General features: G+C 68.3%; 21 protein-coding genes and 1 pseudogene. 7 read left to right on the top strand and 15 right to left on the bottom strand.

What is annotated here, in order from left to right; genetic code table 11:
• Position 1 precedes the first annotated feature (1 nt).
• Entirely contained in the window at positions 2-841 is an 840-nt protein-coding gene (locus ORI27_RS23915; protein WP_265999588.1) for a hypothetical protein, read from the bottom strand.
• 148 nt (positions 842-989) lie between these two features.
• On the opposite strand from ORI27_RS23915, the gene ORI27_RS23910 reads away from it, so the two are divergent.
• The gene (locus tag ORI27_RS23910; protein WP_265999554.1) at positions 990-2,312 is read left to right on the top strand and encodes a glycosyltransferase 87 family protein; all 1,323 of its coding nucleotides are present in this window, start codon (positions 990-992) and stop codon (positions 2,310-2,312) included.
• On the opposite strand, the gene ORI27_RS23905 is transcribed toward ORI27_RS23910, so the two are convergent.
• The 5 genes from ORI27_RS23905 to ORI27_RS23885 all read right to left on the bottom strand — a co-directional run bounded on the left by ORI27_RS23905 (position 2,254) and on the right by ORI27_RS23885 (position 5,637).
• On the bottom strand, positions 2,254-2,994 hold the full coding sequence (locus ORI27_RS23905; RefSeq protein WP_265999587.1) for a lysophospholipid acyltransferase family protein: 741 nt from the start codon (positions 2,992-2,994) through the stop codon (positions 2,254-2,256). The two genes, ORI27_RS23910 and ORI27_RS23905, sit on opposite strands and share 59 nt — an antisense overlap.
• Positions 2,995-3,066: 72 nt before the next feature.
• Positions 3,067-3,432, bottom strand: coding sequence for a hypothetical protein (locus ORI27_RS23900; protein ID WP_265999553.1), 366 nt, complete (start codon positions 3,430-3,432; stop codon positions 3,067-3,069).
• The gene (locus ORI27_RS23895) at positions 3,429-4,715 is read right to left on the bottom strand and encodes an ArsA family ATPase (RefSeq protein ID WP_265999552.1); all 1,287 of its coding nucleotides are present in this window, start codon (positions 4,713-4,715) and stop codon (positions 3,429-3,431) included. Before ORI27_RS23895 ends, ORI27_RS23900 begins: the two co-directional genes overlap by 4 nt.
• A complete protein-coding gene (locus ORI27_RS23890) occupies positions 4,716-5,150 on the bottom strand; it encodes an SRPBCC family protein (protein WP_265999551.1) in 435 nt (144 codons plus the stop codon).
• A gap of 97 nt (positions 5,151-5,247) precedes the next feature.
• Positions 5,248-5,637 carry a polyketide cyclase / dehydrase and lipid transport gene (locus ORI27_RS23885; RefSeq protein WP_265999550.1) on the bottom strand — a complete coding sequence of 130 codons (390 nt, stop codon included), beginning with the start codon at positions 5,635-5,637 and terminating at the stop codon, positions 5,248-5,250.
• 60 nt (positions 5,638-5,697) lie between these two features.
• On the opposite strand from ORI27_RS23885, the gene ORI27_RS23880 reads away from it, so the two are divergent.
• Entirely contained in the window at positions 5,698-7,497 is a 1,800-nt protein-coding gene (locus ORI27_RS23880; protein ID WP_265999549.1) for an AMP-dependent synthetase/ligase, read from the top strand.
• Positions 7,498-7,504: 7 nt separating this feature from the next.
• On the opposite strand, the gene ORI27_RS23875 is transcribed toward ORI27_RS23880, so the two are convergent.
• From ORI27_RS23875 to ORI27_RS23855, 5 genes are all read right to left on the bottom strand, one after another.
• Positions 7,505-8,137, bottom strand: coding sequence for a cutinase family protein (locus tag ORI27_RS23875; RefSeq protein ID WP_265999586.1), 633 nt, complete (start codon positions 8,135-8,137; stop codon positions 7,505-7,507).
• A 28-nt stretch (positions 8,138-8,165) separates the two neighbouring features.
• Positions 8,166-9,314, bottom strand: a complete 1,149-nt coding sequence (locus ORI27_RS23870) for a glycosyltransferase family 4 protein (RefSeq protein ID WP_265999548.1) — start codon at positions 9,312-9,314, stop codon at positions 8,166-8,168.
• Positions 9,315-9,325: 11 nt separating this feature from the next.
• A complete protein-coding gene (locus tag ORI27_RS23865; RefSeq protein ID WP_407666415.1) occupies positions 9,326-10,126 on the bottom strand; it encodes a hypothetical protein in 801 nt (266 codons plus the stop codon).
• A 49-nt stretch (positions 10,127-10,175) separates the two neighbouring features.
• Positions 10,176-11,357, bottom strand: a complete 1,182-nt coding sequence (gene ripC / locus ORI27_RS23860) for a peptidoglycan hydrolase RipC (RefSeq protein WP_265999546.1) — start codon at positions 11,355-11,357, stop codon at positions 10,176-10,178.
• Between the two features lie 167 nt (positions 11,358-11,524).
• On the bottom strand, positions 11,525-11,746 hold the full coding sequence (locus tag ORI27_RS23855; RefSeq protein ID WP_265999545.1) for a hypothetical protein: 222 nt from the start codon (positions 11,744-11,746) through the stop codon (positions 11,525-11,527).
• Positions 11,747-11,838: 92 nt separating this feature from the next.
• On the opposite strand from ORI27_RS23855, the pseudogene ORI27_RS23850 reads away from it, so the two are divergent.
• A pseudogene (locus tag ORI27_RS23850) lies at positions 11,839-13,641 on the top strand (DEDD exonuclease domain-containing protein); the annotation flags it as partial.
• Here the strand turns inward: ORI27_RS23850 and trpD are convergent.
• On the bottom strand, positions 13,579-14,661 hold the full coding sequence (gene trpD, locus ORI27_RS23845; protein WP_265999544.1) for an anthranilate phosphoribosyltransferase: 1,083 nt from the start codon (positions 14,659-14,661) through the stop codon (positions 13,579-13,581). The pseudogene ORI27_RS23850 and the gene trpD sit on opposite strands and share 63 nt — an antisense overlap.
• Before the next feature lie 112 nt (positions 14,662-14,773).
• Between trpD and ctaE the strand changes: the two genes are divergently transcribed.
• The 4 genes from ctaE to qcrB are packed head-to-tail and all read left to right on the top strand — an operon-like array spanning position 14,774 to position 19,060.
• The gene (gene ctaE / locus ORI27_RS23840; protein ID WP_265999543.1) at positions 14,774-15,385 is read left to right on the top strand and encodes an aa3-type cytochrome oxidase subunit III; all 612 of its coding nucleotides are present in this window, start codon (positions 14,774-14,776) and stop codon (positions 15,383-15,385) included.
• On the top strand, positions 15,385-16,236 hold the full coding sequence (gene qcrC / locus ORI27_RS23835) for a cytochrome bc1 complex diheme cytochrome c subunit (RefSeq protein ID WP_407666412.1): 852 nt from the start codon (positions 15,385-15,387) through the stop codon (positions 16,234-16,236). The genes ctaE and qcrC overlap by 1 nt, the downstream gene beginning before the upstream one ends.
• A complete protein-coding gene (gene qcrA, locus ORI27_RS23830) occupies positions 16,233-17,390 on the top strand; it encodes a cytochrome bc1 complex Rieske iron-sulfur subunit (RefSeq protein ID WP_265999541.1) in 1,158 nt (385 codons plus the stop codon). Before qcrC ends, qcrA begins: the two co-directional genes overlap by 4 nt.
• Positions 17,387-19,060 (top strand): cytochrome bc1 complex cytochrome b subunit, encoded by a 1,674-nt coding sequence (gene qcrB, locus ORI27_RS23825; RefSeq protein ID WP_265999540.1) that lies wholly within the window; start codon positions 17,387-17,389, stop codon positions 19,058-19,060. Before qcrA ends, qcrB begins: the two co-directional genes overlap by 4 nt.
• 125 nt (positions 19,061-19,185) lie before the next feature.
• On the opposite strand, the gene ORI27_RS23820 is transcribed toward qcrB, so the two are convergent.
• From ORI27_RS23820 to ORI27_RS23810, 3 genes are all read right to left on the bottom strand, one after another.
• Positions 19,186-19,908 (bottom strand): DUF2561 family protein, encoded by a 723-nt coding sequence (locus ORI27_RS23820; protein WP_265999539.1) that lies wholly within the window; start codon positions 19,906-19,908, stop codon positions 19,186-19,188.
• Positions 19,908-20,723, bottom strand: coding sequence for an MmpS family transport accessory protein (locus ORI27_RS23815; protein WP_265999538.1), 816 nt, complete (start codon positions 20,721-20,723; stop codon positions 19,908-19,910). The genes ORI27_RS23820 and ORI27_RS23815 overlap by 1 nt, the downstream gene beginning before the upstream one ends.
• A 174-nt stretch (positions 20,724-20,897) precedes the next feature.
• Entirely contained in the window at positions 20,898-21,317 is a 420-nt protein-coding gene (locus ORI27_RS23810; protein WP_265999537.1) for a cytochrome c oxidase subunit 4, read from the bottom strand.
• Between the last annotated feature and the right edge of the window lie 9 nt (positions 21,318-21,326).

Genomic DNA, 21,326 nt, shown 5'->3' with positions numbered 1-21,326 from the left:
CCTATCCGGTCGTCTCGGCCGGGACCTGCGCCTTGGCGTCGGTACTTCGTTGCGGCGCAGGCGCGGCGTGGATCTCGCGGTCCAACTCGGCGTCGACCTCGGAGTCGGCCGGGAAGCTGGGCTCGCCGGCGACGATGTGCTGCAGCCACAGCTTGGCCTGGACGACGGGGCGGCGCATGTACCGTTCCCGCTCCAGCGCGCGGTGCATCTTGCGGGGCTTGTCCTGGTAATGCCAGCGCGCCCAGGGGGCGTGCGGCCGGGACAACCGGATCGCCCCGATGAACAACAGCGGCGTGATGAACATGCCGACCAGGCCGGTCCATACCTTGCCCTTCAGCAGCACGACCACCGCCAATGCCAGAGTCGCCACCGCCATCACCACGACGGTGATGCGCGAGACGATCGAATCGTCCTCACGCCAGATCCCGATGTCGAAGAAGGACAGCGGGTTGAAGCCCATGATCAACAGCCCCGCGACGGCGACCGCGGCGAACACCGCGTCCACCGAGGCCCGCCCGTCCTCGGCCCAGTACACGTCCTCCAGATGCAGGATGAGCGCGAACTCGTCCAGAACCAGGGCTGCGCCGATCCCGAAAACAATTGCCGCAGCCGTGAATTCACCCACCCCACCGTCGACGGCCAGGGTCACCATGGTGACTCCGGAGATCATCACCAAGACGATGCCGATCACCATGTGGTGGATGTGCATTCCACCGTGGCCGGAGATATTGCGGGGCTGCCACCATTTGCGGGGAGCGGTGCTGTCGGCGTTACGGCGGATGTAGCGCACGATCGTCCGGGTGACGAAGAACGTCAGGATGAACGCGATCAGGCACCACATCAGCGGCACGCGCCCGGGGGCGACGACGTCGAAGTGCAGGTGGTAGGGCACGGGGACAGAACTTACGCCCGATGGCCCCAGATCGGGGGTCGGCACGGCCGGGATACCGCCCGGCACGTCGTGGGGCCGGAGATATTCTGGGTATGACATGAGTATGCGGCGGTCGCCCGAGGTGGGCAGTGTGGCGGGGCCCTGGCCGACCGCCGGTTGGCGGGTGACACAGGTCGCCATCGTCGTCCTGCTGGTGTATGCCGGCTGGCTGTTGTTCGGGAAGATCCCCTACCGCATCGACATCGAGGTCTACCGGATGGGCGGACAGGCCTGGCTGGACGGCCGGTCGCTGTACGCCGGCGACGCGACGTTCCACACCCTGATCGGGCTGAATCTGCCGTTCACCTACCCCCCGCTGGCCGCGATCGTCTTCAGCCCGTTCGCCTGGGTGCCGCTGTCGGCGGCCAGCGTGATCATCACGGTCATCACGCTGGTGCTGGTGCTGCTGTCGACCTGGCTCGTACTCACCCGGCTGGCGGTGTGGCCGGCCTCGACCGTGACCCGCGAACCGGCGTGGTTGCGTCGCGCCTGGCTGACAGCGGGCATCGTGGCACTGGCGGTGATGTACCTCGAGCCCATCGACGCCAACTTCGCGTTCGGCCAGATCAACGTCGTGCTGATGACGCTGGTGATCGCCGATTGCCTGCCGCGCCGCACACCCTGGCCGCGGGGCATGCTGCTGGGAATCGCGATCGCGCTGAAACTGACCCCGGCGGTGTTCCTGCTGTACTTCGTCCTGCGCCGGGACGGCCGCGCCGCGCTGACCGCGGTTGGCACGTTCCTGGCGGCCAGCCTGCTGGGCTGCGCGCTGGCCTGGCGCGATTCGGTGGAGTACTGGACCACGACGGTTCGGCACACCGATCGCATCGGCAGCGCGGCGCTGAACACCAACCAGAACATCGCCGGCGCGCTGGCCCGGCTGGGGCTGGACAAGAACATCCACTTCGTCGTGTGGACGCTGGCATGCTTCGTCGTGCTGGCGCTGACGATCTGGGCGGTCCGGCGGGTACTGAGCGACGGCCCCGCGCACGGCGAGGTCTCGGCGGAAGCGGCGACGCTGGCGCTGATGTGCGTGGCCCTGTTCGGGCTGGTGGTCTCGCCGGTGTCCTGGTCGCACCACTGGGTGTGGGCACTGCCCACCGTCATCACCGGGGCGGTGATCGCCTACCGGCACCGCAATGCCGCACTGGGGCTGGTCACCGCCGTCGGTGTGGCGCTCATGGTGTGGATCCCGCTGGAGTTGCTGCCCAAGCACCACGAGGAGACGGCATCGTGGTGGCGCCAACTGCTCGGGATGTCCTACGTGTGGTGGGCGCTGGCGGTGATCGTCGTCGCAGGCCTGACGGTGTGCAGGCCGGGTGCTACCCCGCGGCGGTCTCCGGGATCCGCGCCGGTGGCTGATCTGGTGCACCCGGCTTAGGTTTTTCAGCGTCATTGTTCTTGAGCGTCGCGGCGTAGATGTCCACGTACTCCTGACCGGACAGCTCCATCAGCTCGTACATGACCTCGTCGATCACCGCGCGCTCGATGAAGCGGTTGCCGGCCAGGCCGTCGAACCGGGAGAAATCCATCGGCTTGCCGAAGCGCACCGTCACCCGGCCGAAGCGCCACATCTTCGATCCCGGTGGGTTGACCAGGTCCGTTCCGATCATCGCGACCGGAATCACCGGGACCTGGGTTTCCAGCGCCAGCCGCGCCAGCCCGGTCTTGCCCTTGTAGAGCCGGCCGTCCGGGGAGCGGGTGCCCTCGGGATACATGCCGAGCAGCTTGCCCCGCTCCAGCAGCCGCTGCGCGGTGTCCAGCGCGGCCTGGGCGCTGTCGGCGTCGGTGCGGTCGATCGGCACCTGCCCCGTCGACGAGTAGAACCAGCGGTTGAACCAGCCCTTCAGTCCGGTGCCGGTGAAATATTCGGACTTGGCCAGGAACGTGATCCGCCGGCGGACCACCAGCGGCAGGTAGAAGCTGTCCGCGACCGCCAGGTGATTACTGGCCAGGATCACCGGCCCCGAGCGCGGAATATAGTGAAGCCCTTCGACTTTCGGGCGACCGAGCAGGCGCAGCAGCGGCCCCATCAAGATGTACTTGAACAGCCAGAACCACATGGAGCCTCCCGATCGGGCCGCGCGCTTTGAGCTAACTCTACCCAGGCGCGCGGACACCGACCACAGGTCTGCTCACTCCTCGACGCTGACCGGGATGTGTTGATACCGGCTCGACGGCGGGCCCGGCGAATCGGGAGCCGGCCCGTCCGGCGATTCGCCGGGCGGCTCGGGCTCGCCACCGCCCTCCTCGGCGACCATGGCCCTGATCATCGTCACCAGGGCCACGCTGTGCTCGGCCACCACGGTCAGAAGCGGATGCTGTTCGCCGTTGACCAGCGCGGCCAGCGCGCAGACCGGGCACCACACCTGCTGACACTTACCCGGCGCAGCACCCGCGGTCATCGCGGCACCGGCACGTACCGCCGGGTCCAGCCGGTCGAGGATCGCCTGAGCCAGCGCGCGCAGCTCGGGCCCCAAATCGGGATGCGGGCCATTCACGCGGGCCACACCTCCGGGTTGGGTCGAAAGCGCACGGTCAACTCGGTACCGCGCAATGCCGCATCCATCACGATGCACCTCCGCAGAACCGACGCCAGACGCACGCGGCGCCGCATCCCCGCGGCACCGATGATCAAGTCGTCGTCAACCCGGCCCAGCGTCAGCGTCCCCGGATCGATTTGCGGCAACTCTAGCCGCATGCGATAGATCGCATCGACTCCCGAGCCCGATTCGCGGTCCACCACCGGTCGCAGCGGCCCCGGCGGCGCCGAGCCGTCCCGCCGGCGGGCGCTGTCGAGCAACTGGCCCAGCGCCTTGGCCCCGATCGGCTCGCCGGCCAGATGTGGCGCCAGAACCAGCTGGACGTCGCCGATCGCGGCGGTGAGCTCGTCGAGCACCGACTGCTGCTCGGAGATCCGCTCGGAATACCAGTCGAAGGCCGGGTGTTCGGGCAGGTTCCGGTATTCGTACGAATCATCTTGGACCAGAATCTGATTGACGAAGAGTTCAGCCACCCGCACACCCATCAAAACCAGCGAACCCAGGGTGCGCACGGCCTCCGCGGCCACCACCCGCTCAGCGGTGAGCACCAGATGGGCGCTGACCCGCTGCCCGTCGGTCAGCAGGGCGGACAGGCCTTCGACCCCCGCGCTGATCCCCTCGATCACCGCCACCGTGGCCGCACTGTGCGCATTGTCGACGGCCGCGCTCAGCCGGCGATGCCGCGGCCAGGCCCGTTCGATGTACATGGCGAATGCCGCGGGCAGCGTCAGCATCCGCATGGCGTCGGCGGTCGAGGCACAGTCCACGACGACGTAGTCCCACCGCCCGGAGTCCGCGAGCGCGGCCACCTCGGCCAGGCCGAGCACCTCCTGGATACCGGGAATGGCAGAAAGCTCCTCCGGGGCAACATCTTTGAGATCGGAATTCGGGAACCTCGCGGCGAGCAGCGGTGCGATGGTCCGCCATCTGCCCTCCAGCAGCGCCAGGGTGTCCAGGGCGAGAGCATCGAGGTGCCCGCCACCGACGGCGTCGGTGCCCTCCTCGGTGAGGATCCGCACCGGCTCGCGAGCACCGGTCGGCGGTACCGGAACACCGAGAACATCCCCCAGCGAATGCGCCTGGTCGGTGGATACCGCCAGCACCCGCTCGCCGGCCAGCGCCGCCCGCACCGCCGTCGCCGAGGCCAGCGTCGACTTGCCCACCCCGCCCTTGCCGACGAAAAAGCTGATCCGGGCCCGGTCAGTCAGGCCCGCATCGGCGGGGGCGTCGTCGGGCGCCACTCAGCCCTCGACCCATTTCTTCAAGTCCTTGAGTGCGGTGTCGGTCAGCCGTCGTTCGGCCTTGCGCTTGAGCAACCCGATCATCGGGATGATCAGGTCCACCGAGAGCTCGTAGGTGACGTCGGTTCCAGAACCCTTGGGAGCCAAGGTATATGCCCCGTCGAGCGCCCGCAGCAGTGAGCTCGAGACCAACGACCAACGGACCGACTTGCGGTCGGCCGGCCAGTCGTACGACAACACCATGGTGTCCTTGAGCACCGCGGCGTCCAGCACCAACCGGGCGGTCAACGGATAACCCTGTTCGTCGGAATCGAGAACCTCGGTCTCCTTGTACTCCGAGACCCACAGGGGATACGAACCGATGTCGGCGATGACGTCCATCACAGTGCGAGGATCCGCATCGATATAGATGGTCTGCGCCGTCTTGTCAGCCACTGTTGCCAATTCCCGTCGCTTTGCGCTGCGCGACCCGAGAGGGTCGCGCTCCCTCGGCCACAAACGGTACCCTCCCGCCTGCGCGTGTGACCCGATATCAGTGGCGGGGTGCGACCCCCACCGGCCGAGATGCCTCCAGCGTGGATTTCACCTCGAACGCCATCCGCTTACCGGCCACCCGGCGCTGATGGTTCAGCTTGGGCAGGTTCATCTTGGCCAACTGCCAGGCCGCGACACCGGCCGGCTCGGCGTGCAGAAAGTAGTGCAGCAACACCCCGTCGAACACCGGTTCCAGCCAGATCTCCATGGTGCCGGTCAGTGAGCCGGTAACCGTCCAGCGCACCCCTTTGTCGGCACGATCCTCGACGACTTCCAGCCGCAGATCCGGCCACCACCGACGCCAGTTCGCCGGATCGGAGACCGTACGCCCCACCGCCGCGGGATCGGCCGCGACGAATGTCTCGTCGGCGACCTGGATGCTGTTCATCGCACCAGCTTTGCATATCCTCCCCGCCGCCCACCTGCTGAGTTGACTAGGCTGGTCGACATGCGTGAATACAGCGTTCCGGCGTCGTTCACCATCGGTGAGCACGACAATGTCGTCAGCTCCGTGTACTCACACGAGCGCTCCGACCCGAGCTACGTGATCGCCCAGCGGCTGATCGACGGCGCCTGGACGGATGTCACCTGCGCCCAGATCGCCGCCCAGATCCGCTCGGCGGCGCTGGGATTGATCGCCGAGGGGGTGCAAGCAGGCGACCGGGTGGCCATTCTGTCGGGGACCCGCTACGAATGGGTCATCCTCGACTACGCGATCCTGTCGGTCGGCGCGGTCACCGTGCCGATCTACGAGACTTCGTCGGCCGAACAAGTCCTCTGGGTACTGGAGGATTCCGGCGCCGTCCTGGTGTTCACCGAGAACGAGGCCCACGCCCAGATGGTCAAGGAACTCCACGACCAGCTGCCGGCCCTGCGCACGACACTGCGCATCGAGTCCTCCGGCCCCACCGCGCTGGACGAGTTGGCCGAGGCGGCCGCCGGCGCCGACCCCGCTGAGCTGAACCGCCGGCTGGCGGACCTCCGCTCGAGCGATCCCGCGACACTGATCTACACCTCGGGTACCACCGGCCGACCCAAGGGCGTTGCACTGACCCACTCCAATTTGCTGTCCGAAACCCTGGGTGCAGCAGCGTGTTTCCCCACGCTGCTGCGCAAGCACGAGCGGCTCCTGGTGTTCTTGCCGTTGGCGCACGTGCTGGCCCGCGCCCTGTCGATGACGGCGTTCGCCAACAAGGTGACACTCGGCTACACCAGCGACATCAAGAACCTGGTGCCGATGTTGGGAGTATTCAAGCCCACAATCGTGGTGTCGGTCCCCCGGGTGTTCGAAAAGGTCTACAACACAGCCGAATTGAATGCCAGCGACAGCGGCAAGGGCCGGATCTTCGATCTGGCCGCCAAGACGGCGATCGCCTACAGCGAGGCGCTGGACAACGGTGGACCCAACCTGCTGCTCAAGCTCGGCCACGCGGCATTCGATCGGCTGGTGTACGGCAAGCTGCGTGCCGCGCTGGGCGGCGACTGCCATGCCGCGATCTCCGGGGGCGCGCCGCTGGGCAAGCGGCTGGGTCACTTCTACCGCGGGGTGGGCCTGTCGATCTACGAGGGGTATGGCCTCACCGAGACCAGCGCGGCGATCACAGTGAACCGGATCGGCGAACTCAAAGTGGGCACCGTGGGCAAGCTGGTGCCGGGCAACAGCATGAAAGTCGCTTCCGACGGCGAACTGCTGGTCTCCGGTGGTGTGGTGTTCGGCGGCTACTGGCACAACGAGAAGGCCACCGCCGAGGCGATCGTCGACGGCTGGTTCCACACCGGCGATCTGGCCAGCGTGGATGCCGAAGGCTTCCTGTCGATCACCGGCCGCAAGAAGGAGATCATCGTCACCGCAGGCGGCAAGAACGTCGCCCCTGCCGTGCTGGAGGACGCGCTGCGGGCCCACCCGCTGATCAGCCAGGCCATGGCCGTCGGCGACAACCAGCCGTTCATCGGCGTGCTGATCGCCATCGACCCCGAGGCGTTCGAGGTGTGGAAGTCCCACCATGGCAAACCCGCGACCGCCTCGGTGGCTGACCTGCGTGAGGATCCCGATCTGATCGCCGAGGTCGAGCTGGCTGTCAAGGACGCCAATCGACATGTGTCGCATGCGGAGTCGATCCGCAAATTCCGCGTCCTGCCATGCGACTTCACCGTGCAGACCGGTGAGCTCACCCCGACGCTGAAGGTCAAGCGCAACGTGGTGGCGCAGAAGTTCGCCGAGGAGATCGAGGCGATCTACGCCAAATAGCCGCTGGTCAGACGAGGCCGGCCACGAAACCCGCCGCCTGGCCGGGGTAGGGCGGCAGCTCATAAGAACTGTGCGCGCCGCGGTCGCGTCCGTCCGAGCAGATCGGGTCGCCGCCGCTGCACAGATCGATGGCACGGCCGGCGAACTGACCGGCGCTCGACAGCGGCGTCCCGAACCGGGCCCCGGGATTGCCGAACACCGCGACCGCGGCTACCTGACCGGCGCTGGCCGGCCCCAGCGGCGGCGCCGAGCCGATGCTCCCGATTCGCTGTCCCACCGGCGGCACACCGGCGAGCATCGACACCGCCGCGGCCCCCTGGGAGAAACCGCCGAGGATCAGCGCGGTCTGCGGGCATCGCGCACCCATGTCCGTGATGCGGCTCGCCGCATCGTCGGCGCCGGAGGCCGCCGCGAGGAAGTTCAGGCTGGCCGGGTAGTTCACCCCGTAACTGTCCAGCGTCCGCCCGCCCAGCCGCGGCGCGAGCGCGTTGACGAAGGCCTGGCCCACCCGCCCCAAGCCGGCCGGCTCACCGGTGCCGCGGGCGAAGATCACCTCGACATCGGGGCAGTCGGCGGCCACCGCTTCGCCGGCCGGAGCCAGAAGAGCGGTGGCGAAGGCCAGGACACCTCCGAATGCCATCAACCGGGTCGTGCTCACCGGCACATCGTCACACAGGGTGGTCGGTCGCACGGAGGAGTTCGGAAAGCCGCGCGGTGCGGGCGGCCCAGCTCCAGTCCGACTCGATCCACCGCCGGCCGGCTTTCCCCATCTGTGCGGCCAGCGCCGGATCGGTGAGGAGTTCCGCGACGGCGTCGGCGATCTCGTCGGTCGAACGGCCGTCGACCACCCGGCCGGTCTCCCCGTCCTGCACGGCTTCGGGAGCGCCGCCCGAGCGGCCGGCCACCACCGGCACCCCGGTGGCCGACGCTTCCAGGAACACGATGCCCAGTCCTTCCACGTCCAGTCCGGAACCTCGGGTGCGACACGGCATCGCGAAGACGTCTGCCATCGCGTAGTGCGCCGCCAGCTCGGCGCCCGGTACCGCCCCGGTGAACACGACAGCATCACTGACGCCGACATGCCGGGCCAGTTTGTGCAGTTCGTCGGCATAGGGCCCGCCGCCGACGATCACCAGAGCGGCGTCGGCCACCCGGCGGCGAATGCCGGGCAGCGCCTTGATCAGCATGTCCTGGCCCTTGCGCGGCACCAGCCGGGACAGGCACACGACCGTCGGCCGTCGGCCCAGCCCATACCGACCGCGCAGTTCGGCCCTGGCGACGGGGTCGGGCCGGAACCGATCGATGTCCACCCCGGGCGGCAGGTGTTCCAGGGCGGCGTCGGGGCCGAACGCGGAGGCGATCCGGCCGCGGGTGTAATGGCTGATGAAGGTCACGACGTCGGTCTGCTCGCCGATTCGCCGCAGCGCCGAGCGCGCGACGGGCAGCATCGACCAGCCCACCTCGTGGCCGTGTGTGCTGGCCAGCACCCGGTGGGCCCCGGCGCCGCGAGCCCGGCCGGCCAGCAACGCCAGCGGTGCGGCGGCACCGAACCACACCGTCTCGATGCCATGCTCGGCGATCAGGGCCCGCATCCGGCGGTCCACACCCGGCTCGGGCAGCATCAGCGTGCCGGGGTGACGTATGACGCGGTAGCGCGCCGCCCGGTCGTAGTCGTCGGCGCCCTTCCACTGCGGGGCGTAGACGGTGAGCTGGTGTTCTCCGGTGTCGGCGAGCCGGCCGACGAACTGCTCGAGGTAGGACTGAATGCCGCCACGGCGGGGCGGAAAGTCATTGGTGACCAGCAGGACCCGCGTCATCGCCACCCACGCTATCCGGTGAGCCAACGCGCCCAGCGGGCGCGTAGCCCGGCGATGTCGGTGTCCAGGGCGTGGTGAACCGCGGTGGCGAAGTCGCCGTGACCGGGTCCGCAGGCCTCGACATAGAGCCGGCGCAGCCCGTCGACACCGTAGGTGTCGGCGACGAACCGGGCGAACCACCAGGCCCGGTCGTAGGCACGCTCGCGTTGCGGACCGGCGATGTCCAGGTCGGCGTCGGCGGGCAGCGCGGTATCCGCCGCGGCGTCCGCGGGCAGCAGCGCCGGCGGCCGTGCCACGAAATCGGCCACCCCCTCGACCAGCCAGCGCGGCGCGTCCAGCGCGGTGTCAGCGCGGGCTGCGAGGTGAAACAGCTCGTGGGCCAACACGATTCGCAACGACGCGTCGCTCATGGCGGCGGCACCGGGCGCGAACACGATGCGTTGCCCGCTGGCGCGACGGTGGGCGATGTCGACCTGGTCGGCGACCGACACCGCGGCGATATCAGCCCAGTTTCCGTGCTGGTCCAGGCCACCCTCGGTGAGGAACTGTGCCGGTGAGCCGGTCGCGATCACGACGATCTCGTGCTCCCAGTCGGTACCCCAGAACTTCTCGACCGCGGCGACGGCGTCACCGATATCCCCGGCGATCCGGGTGAGCAGGCCATCGGTGCCCGAGCCCCCCAGGCTGATCAGGTCCACGGTTCGACCGTCGCCGACCACCAGCGGAGCCGGGGTGGGAACGGCGGCACTCGGGGACGGTTGCCCGGGCGGGGCATCTGACGGCACGGCGATCAGAACCGAGGCCGCCAGCAACTCGGCGAGCAACGTGGCGGCGAGGACGGCCGAGAACCGGCGCCGCCGGTCAGTACCGACGGACGTTGTAGATCGGGGCGTTGTTCACCGGGGCGATGCGCACCGGCTGGCCGAAGGTTGAGGCGTGGACCATCATCCCGTCGCCGATGTAGATCGCCGAGTGCGAGGCGTCGGAGTAGTAGTTGACCACGTCACCGGGCTGCATCTGATCCAGCGACACCGGCTGCCCGCCGTGCGCCAGCGCCTGGCTGGAATGCGGCAGGAAGATGCCGGCCTGCTGGAAGGACCACATCACCAGACCGGAGCAGTCGAAAGCATTGGGACCCGAGCCGCCCCACACGTAGGGATCGCCGATCCGGGTGAGGGCGGCCTGCACGGCGACGGCGGCCTGCTCGCCGCCCGGGCCGGGCGCGGGTACAGCGGCCATCGGGACGACCTCTGCTGCCTCCGGCGGCGGCGGGGGGGCGTCGGGTGACGGGGGAAGCGGCAACGCATCCGGCGGCGGCACGTCGGCCAGCGGCGGGAGCCCCGCCGGTGCCGGCGCGGCCAGAATGTCCGCGGGAGGCGGCGGGCCCGGCGCGGCCAGCGCGGTCCGCTGCTCCGGGGTCAGCGTCTGGTAGCGCGACTTGACGGCCGCGATCTGTACCTGCAGTTGGGACTGCTTGCGCTGCAGGTCGGCGCGCACCGCCGCGGCCTGCTCGGCGGCCGTCTTGGCGTCGGCCGCCGACTTGGCCGAGGCGGCCTCGGTCTGGCGGAGTTCGTCGTTGACCCGTCGATAGTTCTGCATCTGGGCGGCCATCTCGGCGGCCATCACCCGCTGCACAGCCATTTTGTCGATGAGTCCCTGGGGCGACTCCGCGGTCAGGATCGCGTTCAGGCCGTCGGTGCGACCGCCCATGTAGACCGCTGCAGCAAATTTGTCGACCGCGCTCTGATAGGTCGTCAGCTGGGCTTTTGCCGCGTCGGCGGCGGCCAGGTCATCGCTGTGCTTCTTCTCGGCGACACCCTCGGCTTGGAGTTTCTTGTCGAGGTCCAGCTGGGCCGTATGCATGGACTCGGTGAGCTGCTCGGCCTGCCGGGACAGCTCATTGAGCTTTGCCAAACCGTCTTCGGCCGGATCGGCGTGCGCCGAGCCGGAGATAACGCCGGAGAACACCGTGAGGGCCGCAATCCCACCAACTAGAGTGCGTCTGAAAACGCGTTTGGTCAGGAACGTGCGGTCAAAGCTCAAGATTGCGCTTCCTTTAAGTGCCGTCGACGTAGCGGTGTCGAGTGCATAAGGTCTCGGATAGGTTACGAAATGGCATCGGCCTTGTCCAACGGAGAACACAGTTCTCAAGCAACTCTCAGCCGCATCAGCCCCACCAGTCACAACCTGCCAACCAACCTATCAGGCCCCTAGCTCGCCAGACCCGGCCCCCCGTGCCGGTGAATCGGCACCAGCCGCAACCGGGGTGCCAGCCCCGCCTCGGCAAGCACCTCCAGTGCCGCACGCTCGTCTTCCAGCAAAGTCTCCGGCACACCGAGCAACACGCTCACCACGCAGTCGCGGCAGCCCGGCCCGCGCACCGCACAGTCGTCGCAGTCGATGACGACCGGTTCGGCTGGGTCCGTTCCCATCTCTGGTCTCCTCTGTTCGTGTCAGGCGCACGCTAACTCCAGCCACCGACAGGTCCGGCGCCTGTCGGTGGGGGTGATTACCGTCAAGGGCTGTGCCGGGACCATCGACTGACGCGCAGCTGAGCTTCGCCGACGTCGACCCGGCGGCCGACCTGTCGTTGCGGGAGACCACGTTCGTCGTCGTCGACCTGGAGACCACCGGCGGGCGGGCCAACGCCTCGGCCGACGGGTCCCGTGATGCCATCACCGAGATCGGCGCGGTCAAGGTCCGCGGCGGCGAGGTGCTCGGCGAGTTCGCCACCCTGGTCGACCCGCAGCGGTCCATCCCGCCGCAGATCGTCCAGCTGACCGGTATCACCACCGCGATGGTGCGCGACGCGCCCACCATCGCCACGGTGCTGCCGATGTTCCTCGAGTTCGCCCGCGGCGCAGTGCTTGTCGCCCACAACGCCGGCTTCGACATCGGCTTCCTGCGCTCGGCGGCCGAACAATGCGGCATCTGTTGGCCGCGCCCGCCGGTGCTGTGCACGGTGCGACTGGCCCGCCGGGTACTCACCCGTGAGGAGGCGCCCAGCGTGCGACTGGCCACGCTGGCCGCACTCGTCGGCTCCGCCACCAAGCCGACCCACCGTGCCCTCGACGACGCCCGCGCCACCGTCGACGTGCTGCACGCGCTGATCGAACGGGTCGGGAACCAGGGCGTGCACACCTACACCGACCTGCGCGGATACCTACCCAACATCTCCAACGCCCAGCGCGGCAAGCGGGTCCTGGCCCGCAACCTGCCGCGCCGGCCGGGGGTGTACCTGTTTCGCGGGGCGGGGGGCGAGGTGCTCTACATCGGCACCGCCACCGATCTCCGCCGCCGCGTGGGCCAGTACTTCACCGGCGCCGATCCGCGCGGGCGGATGAAAGAGATGGTGGGCCTAGCCACTGCGGTCGACCACGTCGAGTGCGCCCATCCGCTCGAGGCCGGGGTGCGCGAGCTGCGGCTACTCGCCGCGCACGCGCCGCCCTACAACCGCCGCTCGCGTTTCCCACACCGTTGGTGGTGGGTGACGCTGACCGACGAGGCGTTCCCGCGGCTCGCGGTGGTTCGCGAACCGCGCCACGACCGGGTGATCGGCCCGTTCCGGTCACGGGCCGTTGCCGTCGACACCGCCGACCTGGTGGCCCGGTTCACCGGTGTGCGCACCTGCACGGCCCGCATCAGGCGCGCGGGAGAACACGGGCCGGCCTGCCCCGAGCGCGAGGTCTCGCCGTGCCCCGCGCCGCGGGGTGTGGCCGCCGCCGACTACGCGCCCGCGCCGCGGCGGGCCGCGGCCCTCATCGACGGGCTGGACAACGGCGCCATCGCGGCCGCGGTGCAGCGCGTGGCGGAGCTGGCCGGGAAGTCCCGCTACGAAAGTGCGGCGCGACTGCGCGACCACATCGCCGCGACCCTCGACGTGCTGTGGCGCGGCCAGCGTCTGCGGGCGCTGACCGCCGTCGAAGAACTGGTGGCCGCCGCACCGGACGGCGCAGGGGGCTGGCAGCTGGCAGTGCTCCGCCACGGGCAGCTCGCCGCCGGCGGACTGGCCCGGCGCGGCGTTCCCCCGATGCCGGTGATCGAAGCCCTACAGGCCGGCGCCCAGACCATCCTCCCCCGGCCGAAGCCCCTGGGCGGCGCGCTGGTCGAAGAGACCGCCTTGATCGCACGGTGGCTCACTGCTCCTGGCGTGCGAATCGTCAGCGCCACAACAGGTCTGGTGTCACCACTACACTCAGCGGGCCCCTGGGCGCAGTGGGCCGCGGCGGCACGATCGGCCCGGCTCGCGGCCGACCAGCTGGCCTCAGAGCTGCTGCGTGAACCGCACCCAACGCGCCAGGAGCTGTTCGGCAGCGCCGGAGTCGATCGCCTCGGCAGCGCGGGCCAGCCCGGTCTCCCAGGACGGCAGCCATTCGGCGTGGCTGGATAGCCCGCTGTGGGCGACCATCGCCCCCGCCGCGTTGAGGATCACCGCGTCGCGGACCGCTCCCTGGGCCCCGCCCAGCACGTCGCGCGCCTCCTGAGCGTTCTGCTGCGCCTCCCCACCGACCAACTCCTCGATGCGGGCCCGCGGGAAGCCGAACCCCAGCGGGTCAAAGGTCAGCTTGTCGATGGTGCCCGCCTGCACACGCCAGATGGTGCTGGTGGTCGTGGTGGTCAGCTCGTCGAGTCCGTCATCACCGTGGACCACGAGCACGCTGCAGCGCCGTGCCGCGAACACCCCGGCCATCACCTCGGCCAGATCGTCGAAGGCGCAACCGATCAGGCCCGCCCGGGGGCTGGCCGGATTGGTGAGCGGCCCAAGCAGATTGAAGACCGTCGGCACACCGATCTCGCGGCGCGGAGGTCCGGCGAACTTGTAGGACGGGTGGAACACCGGCGCGAAGCAGAATCCGATACCCACCTCGGCCACGCTGCGGGCCACCTCGTCGGGACCGAGGTCGATGCGCACGCCGAGCGCCTCGAGCATGTCCGCCCCGCCGCTCTTCGACGAGGCCGCGCGGTTGCCGTGTTTGACCACCGGCACCCCGGCGGCCGCGACGACGATCGCGGCCATCGTGGACAGGTTCACCGTGTTGGCGCGATCGCCCCCGGTGCCGACGATGTCGACGGTGTCGGTGCCGATCACATCGGTGGGCACCATCCGCGCGTAGTGGAGCATCGTGTCGGCCAACTCGCGCACCTCGGCCGGGGTCGGTCGCTTCATTTTCATCGACACGCCGAAGGCGGCGATCTGCGCCGGGGTCGCGAGCCCGGTCATGATCTGATCCATCGCCCAGCTCGCCTGCCCCGGTTCGAGTTCCTTGCTGGCCGTCAACCGGTCCAGGACCTGCGGCCATGACGAGTTCGGCGAGCCGGGACCGGGTTGGGAAACAGGCTGAGTCACGCGCCGATATTCCCATGCCACCGGGGAACTCCACAGGCCGGTTCGCCGACAGTTATGACTAATTCGCCCCCTGGCTGTACCTCAACAACTACAAAGCGTCATACTTCTTGATGTGACGAGCGCTGTTGGCACCTCGGGAACTGCGATCACATCGCGCGTACATTCGCTGAACCGGCCGAACATGGTCAGTGTTGGCACCATCGTGTGGCTTTCCAGTGAACTGATGTTCTTTGCTGGACTGTTCGCGATGTACTTCACTGCCCGTGCTCAGGCCGGTGGGGCATGGCCGCCGCCGCCGACGGAACTGAACCTGTATCAGGCGGTTCCGGTGACGCTGGTGCTGATCGCGTCGTCGTTCACCTGCCAGATGGGGGTGTTCGCCGCCGAGCGCGGTGACGTTTACGGGCTGCGCCGCTGGTATGTGATCACGTTCCTGATGGGCGCCTTCTTCGTCGCCGGTCAGGGCTACGAGTACTACCACCTGGTCACCCATGGCACGACCATCCCGGGCAGCGCCTACGGCAGCGTCTTCTACCTCGCCACCGGTTTCCACGGCCTGCACGTCATCGGCGGTCTGGTCGCCTTCATTCTGCTTCTCCTGCGCACGACGATGAGCAAGTTCACGCCCGCTCAGGCGACCGCCGCGATCGTCGTGTCCTACTACTGGCACTTCGTCGACATCGTGTGGATCGCCCTGTTCGCGACGATCTACTTCATCCGTTGATGAGAAGGGGTTCGATGCTCAAGAGATCGGCGCGGGTGGCTCCGATGAGCGACAAGTCGCGTCGCCGACTTCGTCGCCGCCTGACGGGCGCGGTGTTGCTGGTGGTTGGCCTCGGTGTCGCCGGCGGCCTCGCCGCCACGCTGACGCCCACTCCGCAGGTCGCGGTGGCCGACGAATCGCAGTCGGCGCTGTTGCGTACCGGCAAGGAGTTGTTCGAGACCTCGTGCGTCACCTGCCACGGTGCCAATCTGCAGGGTGTGCAGGGCCGCGGCCCCAGCCTGGTCGGCGTCGGTGAGGCCGCGGTGTACTTCCAGGTCTCCACCGGGCGTATGCCGGCGATGAGCCAGAGCGCCCAGGCCCCGCAGAAGAAACCCATCTTCGACGAGGCCCAGATCGATGCGCTGGGCGCCTACGTCCAGGCCAACGGCGGCGGACCGCTGGTCCCGCGCGACGCCAACGGCCAGGTCGCCGACCACTCGCTGCTGGGCAACAACGTCGCCCGCGGCAGTGACCTCTTCCGGCTCAACTGCGCGTCGTGCCACAACTTCACCGGTAAGGGCGGCGCGCTGTCCTCCGGCAAGTACGCGCCACCGCTGGACAAAGCCACCCCGGCCCAGATCTACACCGCGATGCTGAGCGGTCCGCAGAACATGCCGAAGTTCTCCGACCGCGAGATCTCGCCGGAGGAGAAGCGGGACATCGTCGCCTACGTCCGGCTGGCCTCACACGCACCCGACCCCGGTGGGTACGGCCTTGGCGGGTTCGGACCGACCTCGGAGGGCATGGTGATCTGGATCGTCGGCATGGTGGCCGCCATCGCGGCGGCGCTGTGGATTGGGGCGCGCTCATGAGTGACGAAGTGAACCAGCCGAGTGACGAGCAGCTCGCGGCGATGTCGCGGGAGGAACTGGTCGAACTCGGGGGCAGGATCGACGGGGTCGAGACCATCCTCAAGGAGCCGCGCTGGCCGGTTGAGGGCACCAAGGCCGAGAAGCGGGCCGAGCGCCTGGTCGCGATCTGGCTGCTGATCGGCGGCCTGAGTGGCCTGGCACTGCTGCTGGTGTTCCTGTTCTGGCCGTGGGAGTGGGATGGCAGCAACGCGTTTTCGCTGGCCGAGTTCGCCACCCCGCTGTACGGGCTGACCTTCGGGCTGTCGATCCTGGCGATCGGCATCGGCGCGGTGCTCTATCAGAAGAAGTTCATTCCCGAGGAGATCTCGGTCCAGGAGCGCCATGACGGCGCCAGCCCGGAGCTCCAGCGCAAGACCGTGGCGGCCAACCTCACCGACGCACTCGAGGGCTCGACGGTCAAGCGCCGCAAGTTGATCGGGATGTCACTGGGGATCGGGCTCGGCGCCTTCGGGGCGGGCACCCTGGTGGCCTTCATCGGCGGCTTGATCAAGAATCCGTGGAAGCCCGTGGTTCCCACCGCCGATGGCAAGAAGGCGGTGTTGTGGACGTCAGGCTGGACGCCCCGGTACACGGGCGAGACGATCTTCCTGGCCAGTGCCACCGGCGCGATGGACGGCCCGCCGTTGATCAAGGTGCGTCCGGAGGACATCGACGCGGGCGGCATGCTGACGGTGTTCCCGTGGCGGGAATCCGACGGCGACGGCACCACGGTCGAGAGCCACCATCGACTCAGCGCCATCTCGATGGGCGTGCGCAACCCGGTGATGCTGATCCGCATCAAGCCGGTGGACATGGCCAAGGTGGTCAAGCGACAGGGTCAGGAGAGCTTCAACTTCGGTGACCTGTTCGCCTACACCAAGGTGTGCTCGCACCTCGGGTGCCCGGCCTCGCTGTACGAGCAGCAGACCTACCGCATCCTGTGCCCGTGCCACCAATCGCAGTTCGACGCACTGCATTTCGCCAAGCCGATCTTCGGGCCCGCGGCGCGCGCACTTGCACAGCTGCCTATCACCATCGACCAGGACGGGTATCTGGTCGCCAACGGCGACTTCATCGAACCCGTCGGACCGGCATTCTGGGAGCGCACATCATGAGCCCGAAAATCGGTGATGCCCTGGCCAAGCAGGGCGATGAAATCGACTCGCGCTACCACCCGTCGGCGGCGGTACGGCGTCAGCTGAACAAGGTCTTCCCTACCCACTGGTCATTCCTGCTCGGTGAGATCGCCCTGTACAGCTTCGTCATCCTGCTGATCACCGGTGTGTACCTGACGCTGTTCTTCGACCCGTCGATGTCCGAAGTGACGTATCAGGGTGTCTACCAACCGCTTCGCGGCATCGAGATGTCGAAGGCCTATGCCTCCACCCTCGACATCAGCTTCGAGGTCCGCGGCGGCCTGTTCGTGCGGCAGGTCCACCACTGGGCCGCACTGCTGTTCGCCGCGGCGATCATGGTGCACTTGGCGCGCATCTTCTTCACCGGTGCGTTCCGCCGGCCCCGCGAGGCGAACTGGGTGATCGGCTCGCTGCTGCTGATCCTGGCCATGTTCGAGGGCTACTTCGGCTACTCGCTGCCCGATGACCTGCTGTCCGGTATCGGGCTGCGCGCCGCGCTGTCGTCGATCACGCTCGGCATCCCGCTGATCGGAACGTGGATGCACTGGGCGCTGTTCGGCGGTGACTTCCCCTGTGGTGGCCTCGGTTACCAGTGCAACGCGGTCGGGATCATCATCCCGCGCATGTACGCCCTGCACATCCTGCTGATCCCCGGAATCATCCTGGCGCTCATCGGTCTCCACATGGGCATGGTGTGGTTCCAGAAGCACACCCAGTTCCCCGGCCCGGGGCGCACCGAGAAGAACGTCGTCGGCGTGCGGGTCATGCCGGTGTTTGCGGTGAAGTCGGGTGCGTTCTTCGCGATCACGACCGGCCTCCTCGGTCTGATGGGCGGCCTGCTGCAGATCAACCCGATCTGGCAGCTCGGCCCCTACAAACCCTCGCACGTCTCGGCCGGCAGCCAGCCCGACTTCTACATGATGTGGACCGAGGGCCTGGCCCGTATCTTCCCGCCGTGGGAGTTGTACTTCTGGCACCACACCGTGCCGGTCGGCTTCTGGGTCGCGATGGTGATGGGCCTGGTGTTCGGCCTGCTGATCGCCTATCCGTTCCTGGAGAAGAAGTTCACCGGGGACACCGCGCACCACAACCTGTTGCAGCGTCCGCGTGACGCTCCGACGCGCACCGCGATCGGCGCGATGGCGATCGCGCTGTACATGGTGTGGACGCTGAGTGCGATGAACGACATCATCGCGCTGAAGTTCCACATCTCGCTGAACGCGACGACGTGGATCGGGCGTATCGCCTCGGTGGTGTTGCCGCCGCTGGTGTTCTTCATCACCTACCGGTGGGCGGTCGGCCTGCAGCGCAGCGACCGCGACGTGCTCGAGCACGGCATCGAGACCGGCATCATCAAGCGGTTGCCGCACGGCGCCTACATCGAGCTGCATCAGCCGCTCGGACCGGTCGACGACCATGGCCACCCGATCCCGCTGGAATACCAGGGGACGGCGTTGCCCAAACGGATGAACAAGCTGGGTTCGGGCGGCAAGCCCGGCCACGGCAGCTTCCTGACAGCGGACCCGGCATCCGAGGATGCCGCGCTCAACGAGGCCGCCCATGCCTCCGAGCACCGTGCTCTCACCGCACTGCGCGAATGGCAGGACGGCGAGACCGACGGCAACGGAAGTGGCAACGGCCAGCACTAGGCAGTGATACGAAAAGAACCCCGGGCCTTGCGGCCCGGGGTTCTTTTCGTATGTATCGGCAATCGAGTCTGCGCACCGATCGTGTTGCCAGCGGGCAGTCGCGCTCTCACCGCAGGATCGATCGTCTAGTCGGCCGGCACGCTCTCCTCTACCGCACCGTGCAACTGGCGCAGGTAGGTCACCGGGATCGCCGGCATCGCGACGGTGATGATGGCGGCCAGCCCGAGCGCCACCCAGGCCGGGGTGTCGCTACCCACCGCCAGCAGGTAGGTTGCGGTCGACACCCCGACCAGCGCTAAGCCGATCGCACCGGCCAGCATGACCGTCGCACGCAGCCAGAGCCGGTCCAGTTCGGTGGCCGGAATCAGCGGATCGGCTCGGCGCGACGCCGAGGACTGCGCGAAATCGGGCTGATACCGCTCGTACGGGTCCACCGTCGCGCCGAACACCTTCAGCTTCTCAGTCGGCGGCTCCGTCCCGCGGACAGGGGCCACCGGGGCCCCGGCGGGGCGTTGTGGGCCCGGCGGCTTGGCCGCCTCCGAGGTCGTCACCCGGGCGTCGGCCAGCGCGGTGCGCCGGGCGCGGATCAACAGCGGAATCGCGCCGACGATGATCAGCGCCGACACGATGATGATGCTGTAGAGCAGCCAGGGGGTGTGCGGCCCGTCGCCGCCCACGGTGCGGCCACGGCTCATGTCGACCAACGCGACGATCGCGATAACCGTTACGGCCAGTAGCACCAGCCAGATCGCACCGCACACACCGACCAGCAGACGGTCCACCGTCTCCGGTGATCGCCGGTCGTCATCTGTCTCCCCGGCCAGCGGGAGCTCCGTTTCGCGCGCCATCAGCAACTAGTCTGCGCGGCGTTGTTCTGATTGGACGACAACACAACTCCGTCGCTGGTAGTGATCGAACAATTCAACTTGCTGACCAGGAACAGGCTCGACGCCTGTACCGAGCCGACATCGGACTGGGAGATCGGCGTCACCGTCAGCGACCACGGAATGTAGACATTCCGCTGTGTACGCTGACGGCCCGACGCATCGACGTAGGTCACCGAGATGATGTCACCGGGAGCCTTGGTCCCGGTGACCGAATACGTCACCTGACGCGGACCGGCCGGCGTCGTCGGGGTGGTCGGGGGCGGCGGGGGCGTCGTGGTGGTCACCGGTGGTGGAGCCTCCGTCGTTGCCGGCGGGGGCGGCGGAGGCGGCGGCTCCGTCGTCACCGTCACCGTCTCGGTGGGCGGCGGCGGGGGCGGCGGCTCCTCGCTGGTCGGCGGCGGGGGTGGCGGCGGCGCCACAGTGGTGGTGATCTCGTCCTGCACCGGCGGAGGCTTGACGGTCGTCGTCGTCGCCGGAGTCGCCAGATTGTTGGTATCGGTACTGGTCACCAGCAGCGACACCGACACCACCAGCGCAATGGCGGCGACGATCGCGGTGACCCCGACGACCCACGGCCACTTCGGGGGTTGCGCCTCGTCGATGAACTCGGTGCCGGCGTCATAGCTGTCGTAGTCGTACAGCCCCGGATCGGGTGCGACGAACGGGCCCGCGGTGTACTGCTCGGCCTCCGGCGCGGAGTAGGCCTGAAAACCCGTACCGGTGGGGGTCTCCCCCCGATCGCCCGACTCCTCATCCGGCGGATTCGGCCCGCTCATGCTCGCCTGTCCTCTTTCGACTACATCACCGCGGCACGCGGGCCGAGGACTGGCACGCAGCGTGCCGACGGCTCCCGTTGCCCTGGCAAGACCCTACCCAACCGGGCTGGCCCGGTAGGCCGCAGCACACCGTTGGCGCCAAGTGATGTCTCGATTGTGACCTTCGCCGCGGGCTCAGTGCTTCTCGGGGCCGATGTAGTACTCGAACACCAGTCCGGCGACCGCCGCCAGCACGAAGACCACACCGGCCACGATCAGCCAGGGCAGCCACAGCGCGGCGCCGACGGCCGCGGTCGAGAAGGACAGCGCGATCAGGATGGGCCACCAGCTGTGCGGCGCAAAGAAGCCCAACTCCCCTGCGCCGTCGCTGATTTCAGCCTCCTCGTAGTCCTCGGGTCGGGTGTCGAGACGACGTGCCACGAACCGGAAGAAGGTGCCGATGATCAGCGACAGACCGGCGGTGAGCACCAGTGCCGTGGTCCCGGCCCACTCGATACCGCCGTACTGGAACACCGCGCTCAGCGTCCCGTAGACAATCGCGGCAAGGACGAAGAAGGCGGTCAGGATTTCGAAGAGCCTGGCTTCAATGTGCATTGCTCGTCC

The sequence above is a fragment of the Mycobacterium pinniadriaticum genome (genome assembly GCF_026242045.1).
Lineage (GTDB): Bacteria > Actinomycetota > Actinomycetes > Mycobacteriales > Mycobacteriaceae > Mycobacterium > Mycobacterium pinniadriaticum.
The sequence above is the reverse complement of the archived record's forward strand: the minus strand, read 5'-3'. Positions and strand labels throughout refer to the sequence as shown.

Bases quoted from the DNA above. Each gene is read 5' to 3' on its own strand.
- ORI27_RS23915 (WP_265999588.1), bottom strand. From the start codon at position 841: ATGTGGTGCCTGATCGCGTTCATCCTGACGTTCTTCGTCACCCGGACG.
- ORI27_RS23910 (WP_265999554.1), top strand. From the start codon at position 990: ATGAGTATGCGGCGGTCGCCCGAGGTGGGCAGTGTGGCGGGGCCCTGG.
- ORI27_RS23905 (WP_265999587.1), bottom strand. From the start codon at position 2,994: ATGTGGTTCTGGCTGTTCAAGTACATCTTGATGGGGCCGCTGCTGCGC.
- ORI27_RS23885 (WP_265999550.1), bottom strand. From the start codon at position 5,637: ATGAACAGCATCCAGGTCGCCGACGAGACATTCGTCGCGGCCGATCCC.
- ORI27_RS23880 (WP_265999549.1), top strand. From the start codon at position 5,698: ATGCGTGAATACAGCGTTCCGGCGTCGTTCACCATCGGTGAGCACGAC.
- ORI27_RS23875 (WP_265999586.1), bottom strand. From the start codon at position 8,137: ATGGCATTCGGAGGTGTCCTGGCCTTCGCCACCGCTCTTCTGGCTCCG.
- ORI27_RS23870 (WP_265999548.1), bottom strand. From the start codon at position 9,314: ATGACGCGGGTCCTGCTGGTCACCAATGACTTTCCGCCCCGCCGTGGC.
- ORI27_RS23855 (WP_265999545.1), bottom strand. From the start codon at position 11,746: ATGGGAACGGACCCAGCCGAACCGGTCGTCATCGACTGCGACGACTGT.
- qcrC (WP_407666412.1), top strand. From the start codon at position 15,385: ATGAGAAGGGGTTCGATGCTCAAGAGATCGGCGCGGGTGGCTCCGATG.
- qcrA (WP_265999541.1), top strand. From the start codon at position 16,233: ATGAGTGACGAAGTGAACCAGCCGAGTGACGAGCAGCTCGCGGCGATG.
- qcrB (WP_265999540.1), top strand. From the start codon at position 17,387: ATGAGCCCGAAAATCGGTGATGCCCTGGCCAAGCAGGGCGATGAAATC.
- ORI27_RS23820 (WP_265999539.1), bottom strand. From the start codon at position 19,908: ATGGCGCGCGAAACGGAGCTCCCGCTGGCCGGGGAGACAGATGACGAC.
- ORI27_RS23815 (WP_265999538.1), bottom strand. From the start codon at position 20,723: ATGAGCGGGCCGAATCCGCCGGATGAGGAGTCGGGCGATCGGGGGGAG.
- ORI27_RS23810 (WP_265999537.1), bottom strand. From the start codon at position 21,317: ATGCACATTGAAGCCAGGCTCTTCGAAATCCTGACCGCCTTCTTCGTC.